Genomic DNA, 8,120 nt, shown 5'->3' with positions numbered 1-8,120 from the left:
ATTTCGAACGGTGCGCCATATAGCGGAGCAACGACAGCAACGCTGACGATAACGGGAGCAGGCGTAGGAATGAGCGGTTATCAGTACCGTGTAGTTGTTACCGGAGCGGCAACCCCTAACGCAGTGTCGAACAACGCGGCTCTTATGGTAAATGCGCCGCCTTTGATTACGTCGCAGCCAAGCAGCTCGACGATTGCAGCAGGTGCGAATACTACTTTCTCAGTGGCAGCTTCGAATGCCACCGGTTACCAATGGCAGGTGGATCAGGGGGCTGGTTTTACAAGTATTTCGAACGGTGCCCCGTATAGCGGAGCAACGACAGCAACGCTGACGATAACGGGAGCAACGGCGGGAATGAACGGCTACCTGTATCGTGTAGTTGTCACCGGAGCGGCAACCCCTAACGCGGTGTCGAATAACGCGGCTCTTACGGTAAATTCGCCGCCGTCGATTACGACGCAGCCAAGCAACTCGACGATTACCGCGGGAGCAAACACAACCTTCTCGGTAACGGCAGCAAATGCTACCGGTTACCAATGGCAGGTGGATGAAGGCTCAGGTTTTACAAATATTACGAATGTCTTGCCATACAGCGGAGCGACAACGGCAACGCTGACGATAACGGGAGCAACGGCAGGAATGAACGGCTATCTATACCGTGTCATTGCAACTGGAGCGGCAGTACCTGCCGCGACGTCAAATAGCGCGGCGCTTACAGTAAATACGCCGCCATCAATTACAAGTCAGCCAAGTGCCGCTACAATTACTACAGGAGGCAACACGACCTTCTCGGTAACGGCAGCAAATGCTACCGGCTACCAATGGCAGGTGGATCAAGGAGCGGGCTTTACGAATATTTCGAACGGTGCGCCATATAGCGGAGCAACGACAGCAACGCTCACGATCACAGGAGCAACGGCAGGGATGAGCGGTTACTTGTATCGTGTAGTTGTTACCGGACGGCAACCCCTAACGCAGTGTCAAACAATGCGGCTCTTACGGTAAACTCACCGCCGTCGATTACGACGCAGCCAAGCAACTCGACGATTACAGCAGGAGGCAATACGACCTTCACGGTAACGGCAGCGAATGCTACGGGTTATCAATGGCAGGTGGATGAAGGCTCAGGTTTTACAAATATTACGAATGTCTTGCCATACAGCGGAGCGACATCTGCAACGCTGACGATAACTGGAGCAACTTCAGAAATGAACGGCTATGTATACCGTGTCATTGCAACTGGAGCGGCAGTACCTGCCGCGACGTCAAATAGCGCGGCGCTTACAGTAAATACGCCGCCATCGATTACAAGTCAGCCAAGTGCCGCAACAATTACCACGGGAGACGATGCAACCTTCTCGGTAATGGCAGCAAATGCTACCGGCTACCAATGGCAGGTGGATCAGGGGGCTGGATTTACAAGTATTTCGAACGGTGCGCCATATAGCGGAGCAACGACAGCAACGCTCACGATCACAGGAGCAACGGCAGGGATGAGTGGTTACTTGTATCGTGTAGTTGTCACCGGAGCGGCAACACCAAATGCAACGTCAAACAATGTGGCGTTAACAGTGAACTCGCCACCGTCGATTACGTCACAGCCAAACAACTCGATCATTACCGCGGGAGACAACACGACCTTCTCAGTAGCCGCAACGAATGCGACAGGTTACCAGTGGCAAGTGGATGAAGGTTCAGGTTTTACAAATATTACAAATGGTGCGCCTTACAGCGGAGCGACAACGGCAACGCTGACGATTACGGGAGCAACAGCAGGGATGAACAGTTATCTATACCGTGTTATCGTCACCGGAGCGGCATCACCTAATGCAACATCGAATAATGCAACGCTTACGGTAAATTCCGTTCCGGACGCACCAGCAATTACAAGTATTGTTGCAGGAGATAAGCAGGTTCATCTCGTATGGAATTCCGTAGCGGATTCGACTGGATACAAAATCTATCAGAGCGATATTTCTGGTGTTTATGGGGCTGAAGTTGCTTCTGTCAGTCAACTCGTTCAGCAAAAGGACATTACGGGATTAACAAATGGAACAACTTATTATTTTATAGTAAAAGCAGTCAATTCGGTAGGCGACAGCGACGCTTCTAATGAAGTGAGCGCAAAACCAGTGTCGGTTCCAGCAGCGCCAACGAATGTAACGGCGGCAGCTGGTGACGGGCAAGCAACGATTACATTCCAGGCCCCGTCAGATAATGGCGGCAGTGTCATTACTAGTTATGAAGTCATAGCTTCTCCCGGAAACTCGATAAAAACGGGCACTGCAAGTCCGATTACGTTCACGGGCTTGAGCAATGGAACCGTCTATACATTTACAGTAAAGGCTATTAACGAAGCGGGTGCTGGGGAAGCATCCGATGTGTCCAATGCCGTCACTCCGAGAGCACCGGTCAACAATGGAAATAGCGGCAGTTCCGGTCCATCGGCTCCTGCAACAGATGACCAGGGTATTGATGCATTCGTTAACGGCAAGGGAGAGCGTATCGGTACAGCTACAACGAAAAAGGTAAACAATCAAACCGTTACCACATTGACTATTGACCAGAAGAAACTGCAAGCCAGACTCGATGCAGAGGGCGTTAAGGCACGTATTACAATTCGTCTTAATGGGAAGCCTGATGTCTTTATTGTCGAGTTTAACGGGCAGATGATTAAAGATATGGAGAGTAAACTTGCTGCTATTGAAATCACCACAACAAATGCTGGCTATGTACTAGATGCTGCTCAAATCGATCTAGTCGCTATTTCCGATAAGCTTGGAAAGCCGTCGGCTATGCAGGACGTGAAGATACGAATTGAAATCGCTGCGCCAACATCGGAAATGATGAAAATCGTGGAGAGTGCGGCAGTCAAACATGCGTTTGAACTTGTCGGGTCACCTGTGAGCTTTACGATCAAAGCCGAATATGCAGGATCAATTGTTGACGTATCTAAGTTTAACCGTTATGTAGAGCGTTCCATTGCTCTGCCAGATGGAGTAGACCACAACAGGATCACGACAGGCGTTGTTATCGAGGCTGATGGCTCCGTTCGGCATGTGCCGACTAAAGTCATCACAAGAGAAAGTAAGTACTTTGCCGTGATTAACAGTCTTACTAATAGTACTTACGCCGTTATATGGCACCCAATTGAATTTCAAGATGTGGCGAACCATTGGGCTAAAAATGCTGTCAATAATATGGGCTCACGCATGGTCATTGACGGTGTTGGCGACGGCAAATTTAATCCCGACCGGGATATTACGCGCGCCGAGTTTACTGCCATTTTGGTGCGGGGATTGGGTTTGAAGCTGGACAATGGAACAAGCACCTTTTCTGATGTGAATGCGGAAGCCTGGTATAGCAGTGCAATTAATACGGCATATGCTTATAAGCTGATTAATGGTTTTGAAGATGGAACCTTCCGTCCTAACGATAAAATCACGCGTGAACAAGCGACAGTCATCATCGCCAAAGCGATGGAGATCACAGGGCTTAAACAACCTATAACATCAATAGAAGAAAGCCTGCGTCCGTTTACGGATAGAATCGAAGCCTCGGAATGGGCAAAAAACAGTATCGCCGATAGCTTGCAAGCAGGTCTCATTACCGGCAGAAGCAGTACGGTGCTCGCACCAAAAGCACTCATAACAAGAGCTGAGGTTGCTGTCATTATTGAACGTTTGCTTCAGAAATCAGATCTAATTTAATTTATGAAAAAAGAAGGTTACCTGTAAAAGCAAATTATGCTAATACGGGTAACCTTCTTCGTGTTTGTCAGCAGCTGTAAAGAAGAATAGTTAAAGTATTAAAGATACTCCTTTATAGGTATAGAGTAATTCATGTATTTGCTTTATTTTATGGAAGAAAGGATCAGTGGAGTGGCGGGATGGTCCAGGTGCAAGCTGGAAGTTTACCAAGTGGTTTTTTGGCATTTTGGCTATGATTGTACTCATTGTCGGAATATGCGAGATGAGGGGACTATGGCTAATGTAAGCATGTTATAAACCCTTCCCATCTTTTCTGGAAATCGACAAATTAATTTCTATTTTATAGTAAAAACCACTAGACAAGCGTATGAACTCGTGTGACAATTCCTAATATATACAAATTTTTTCAAAGGGTAGACGCGCTTCAATGTCAGATTTTTGAACGGCAGATGATTTTGACAAATGATGAAGGGGTTGGAGCTATGAGTGAACGCTACTTAGGTGAGATTCGGATATTCGGCGGCAACTACGCGCCGGTGGGCTGGGCTCTGTGTGACGGATCCATTGTACAGATCGCAGAAAACGAGGCTTTATATGTATTACTCGGAACAACGTATGGCGGAGATGGTATTTCAACATTCGCTCTGCCTGATCTGCGGGGAAAGCTGCCGATTCACATGAGTCCAAATTACCCTCTTGGATCCATAGGAGGCAGCGAATCGGTGACTCTTATGACATCGCAATTGCCGGCCCATACGCACTTCGTGGCGGCTAACGCAAATGCAAGCGATTCGGGTGCGCCGCAAAACCAGTTCTTCGGATTGAGCAATGACGGCAAATCGTATACAACCGACAACCCGAATGGTCAAATGTTACCGAATTCGGTGACTCCTGTCGGTGGCAATCAGCCACACAACAATATGATGCCATATCTCGTAACCAATTATATTATTGCCACTTCAGGCATATTTCCCTCGCAAACTTAATTACTCTATTAGGAGGAAAATCGATGTCCGCCGAACCCTTTGTTGGAGAGATTCAGGCCTTCCCATACGGCTTCGTGCCAAAAGGATGGGCTGCTTGCAATGGACAATTAATGAATATTAGCACCAACACGGCATTATTTGCGATTATTGGTGTTACATATGGAGGAAACGGTACGACCAATTTTGCCCTTCCTGATCTAAGGGGGCGAGTACCGGTTAGTATGGCACCCAATTATCCGGCTGGTCAGGCCGGAGGGGAACAAAGCCATACATTGACTACGCAAGAAATACCGGCTCATAATCATACCTTAGTAGCAAACAGTGAACCTGCAACTGTGAGCAAGCCTGTAGGATCGATTTGGGGCAGGCCATCTTTTAATATGTATGCGAGCAGCTCTAACACCTTAATGAGTCCGAATGCGCTTGGCGCTACGGGGGGCAACGCTCCGCATTCTAATATGCAGCCCTATTTGACACTTAATTACTGTATAGCCCTAACCGGGATATTCCCTTCAAGAGGATAGGAGGTCAACGATGGATCCGTATATTGGAGAAATAAGAATTTTTGCCGGGCAATTTGCTCCTTCTAATTGGATGTTATGCCAAGGCCAGTTGCTGAGTATATCCAGATACTCCACTCTGTATTCGATAATTGGCGTCCAATACGGAGGAGATGGCAGGACGACTTTCGCCCTTCCTGATTTCAGAGAAAGAGCACCCATGTCATTCGGCCAAGGCCGTGGCTTAGCCGATCGCTCAATAGGCGAAATGGGGGGGAGTCCGTCTGAAACGCTGCTTGTCAATGAAATACCGTCTCATACCCATGTTCCGAACAGCCAAACTTCACAAGGCACGGCTAATCCGGCTAACGGATTGTGGACGGTTACCGCTGGTTTAAGAGGCCCGTCTGCATATGCAACAACGGGAAATGTCCAGATGAATCCATCTGCTGTTCAATTAACCGGAGGCAGCCAGCCTCACAATAATATGCAGCCTTATCTATCTATGAATTTCATTATTTGCATTAACGGAGATTTTCCGCAACGCCAATAACAGATTAATGCTTCACGACCTGATGCCGCGAGGAGCTCAGGTCTTTTATCTGTGCATATTTAAAGGGGGCAGTTCATGTTGAAGGGGAAAAAACGACTTCTATTTCTAATTGTGGCATTGTTCGCTGGTTTGTTGGCGCCAGTTGCAGGCAAGCCGTTGCAAGCGGCTGCAGGAACAACCACTCAAGCAATTAATGTAGAAGCTGATTTGGTGTGGGACAGTGTGTTTGGTGTCTTTGACAATGATACGCAAGGTCGAATTTATGTAGGCACAGGCCCTGCTCATGAGATGTATACAAGCCGAGGTGCTGTACGCTTTAATCTAGGAACAGGTCCTCTTCCAGGCAGGCCAATCAAGTATGAGCTTCAGCTGTATGTGAATTTCAAGGAAGGAGGCAACCTTACCAGCTCCTATTTGGACGTATTCGGCTCATCGAATGACAGCATGACTAATGCCGATGGGTCCGCGTTTCCTTCTTCAACAACGGCAGAGTCTGTACGAATAACGAATGACAATATTCCTCCAAGCGGCAACATTATCTTTGATGTTACGTCAATCGTCGAAAGCATTACGAGTGCGGGTGACCAAGAAGCTACATTTGTTATTAAAGGAAATGAAGCAATATTGGATGCTCGCGTGTTTTTGGCTTCGAAGGAGCATGCCTCTCCTTCGTATCAGCCTAAGCTGATTGTCACTTATGCCCTCAACAGCCCGCCTACTGGATCGATTGCCATCAATAACGGTGCGGCCTATACGAATTCGAGCAATGTAACGCTGAATTTAACAGCATCCGATTCCGATGCAGGCGACGTGCTCCAGATGAAGTTCTCCAATGACAACACGACATGGTCTTTATTGGAAAATTTTGCCTCCAGCAAGTCGTGGACTCTGCCGGGAGGAGATGGTCTTAAGACGGTGTATTACCAGCTTACAGACGGCACTGATACAGTCACCTTCTCTGATACCATCACACTCGACACCACAAAGCCAATCGTATCCGGCGTTGCGAATAATGGGCTTTATAACACAAATCGAACGGTTACTTTCAATGAAGGAACAGCTACTTTGAATGGAAATGCCTTTACATCCGGCACGGTAGTGAGTGCTGAGGGCGCTTATGTTCTTATCGTGACCGATGCGGCAGGCAATGTAACCAACGTAACCTTTACAATTGACAAGACTCCGCCGACTGTGAGTGGGGTTGCCAATGGACAAAGCTATAATACGAACCGGACGATCACTTATAGCGACGGAGCGGCTACCTTAGATGGAGCTTTGTTCACGAGCGGCTCGGTTGTGTCTGGGGAAGGTACACATACACTGATCGTTACCGATGCAGCAGACAATGTCACGACGATCGTATTTACGATCGACAAAACAGCTCCGGTTGTATCAGGTGTTACGAATAACGTGCTTTATAATACAAACCGAACGGTTACTTTCAATGAAGGAACGGCTACCCTGAATGGAAATCCCTTCATATCCGGAACTGCAGTGAGCGCTGATGGCGTTTATACGCTTGTCGTAACGGATGCGGCAGGCAACGTAACCAACGTAACCTTTACAATTGACAAGACTCCGCCGACCGTGAGTGGAGTTGCCAATGGACTAAGTTATAATGCGGACCGGACGATCACTTATAGCGACGGAACGGCTACCTTAGACGGGGCTCCGTTCACAAGCGGTTCGGTTGTGTCTGGGGAAGGAACACATACGCTGATCGTTACCGATGCAGCGGGCAACGTGACTACGATCGTATTTACGATCGACAAAACGGCTCCAATCGTATCAGGCGTTACGAATAATGGGCTTTATAACACAAATCGAACGGTTACTTTCAATGAAGGAACAGCTACGTTGAATGGAAGTGCCTTCACATCCGGAACTGTAGTGAGCGCTGATGGCGTATATACGCTTGTCGTAACGGATTCAGCAGGCAACGTAACCAACGTAACCTTTACAATTGACAAGACTCCCCCAACTGTCAATGGAGTTGTCAATGGACTAAGTTATAATGCGGACCGGACGATCACGTATAGCGACGGAACGGCTACCTTAGACGGGGCTCCGTTCACAAGCGGTTCGGTTGTGTCTGGGGAAGGAACACATACGCTGATCGTGACCGATGCAGCGGACAACGTGACGACGATCGTGTTTACGATCGACAAAACAGCTCCAATCGTAACAGGTGTTACGAATAATGGACGTTATAACACAGATCACACGATCTCCTTTAATGAAGGAACAGCAACGTTAAATGGAGCCCCATTCATAAGCGGTTCAATCGTTTCTGCGGAAGATGATTACACGCTGGTCGTAACCGATGCAGCGGGCAACGTGACGACAATCAGCTTCACGATCAACAAAACGG

At 48.0% G+C, this 8,120-nt stretch carries 5 protein-coding genes and 1 pseudogene; all 6 read left to right on the top strand.

All coding sequences use genetic code 11. The features are described from left to right. Positions 1-1,005, top strand: a pseudogene (locus tag TY10_RS30820) (hypothetical protein); the annotation flags it as partial. Next, positions 978-3,710: an S-layer homology domain-containing protein gene (locus tag TY10_RS19535; protein ID WP_052350654.1), complete on the top strand. Its 2,733-nt coding sequence runs from the start codon at positions 978-980 to the stop codon at positions 3,708-3,710. The pseudogene TY10_RS30820 and the gene TY10_RS19535, both read left to right, overlap by 28 nt. Positions 3,711-4,192: 482 nt before the next feature. Then, positions 4,193-4,696, top strand: coding sequence for a phage tail protein (locus tag TY10_RS19530; RefSeq protein WP_042167114.1), 504 nt, complete (start codon positions 4,193-4,195; stop codon positions 4,694-4,696). 23 nt (positions 4,697-4,719) lie between these two features. Next, positions 4,720-5,220 (top strand): phage tail protein, encoded by a 501-nt coding sequence (locus TY10_RS19525; RefSeq protein WP_042167111.1) that lies wholly within the window; start codon positions 4,720-4,722, stop codon positions 5,218-5,220. A gap of 10 nt (positions 5,221-5,230) precedes the next feature. After that, on the top strand, positions 5,231-5,749 hold the full coding sequence (locus tag TY10_RS19520; protein WP_042167109.1) for a phage tail protein: 519 nt from the start codon (positions 5,231-5,233) through the stop codon (positions 5,747-5,749). A 75-nt stretch (positions 5,750-5,824) separates the two neighbouring features. Further along, positions 5,825-8,120: DNRLRE domain-containing protein (locus tag TY10_RS19515; RefSeq protein ID WP_042167106.1), on the top strand; the 2,296-nt coding region annotated here is incomplete at its 3' end.

Origin of the sequence: Paenibacillus gorillae (assembly GCF_000513275.1) — a bacterium.
In the GTDB taxonomy this organism is placed as follows: domain Bacteria; phylum Bacillota; class Bacilli; order Paenibacillales; family Paenibacillaceae; genus Pristimantibacillus; species Pristimantibacillus gorillae.
Note: the sequence above shows the minus strand (reverse complement) of the source record. Positions and strands in the feature narration are given on the sequence as shown.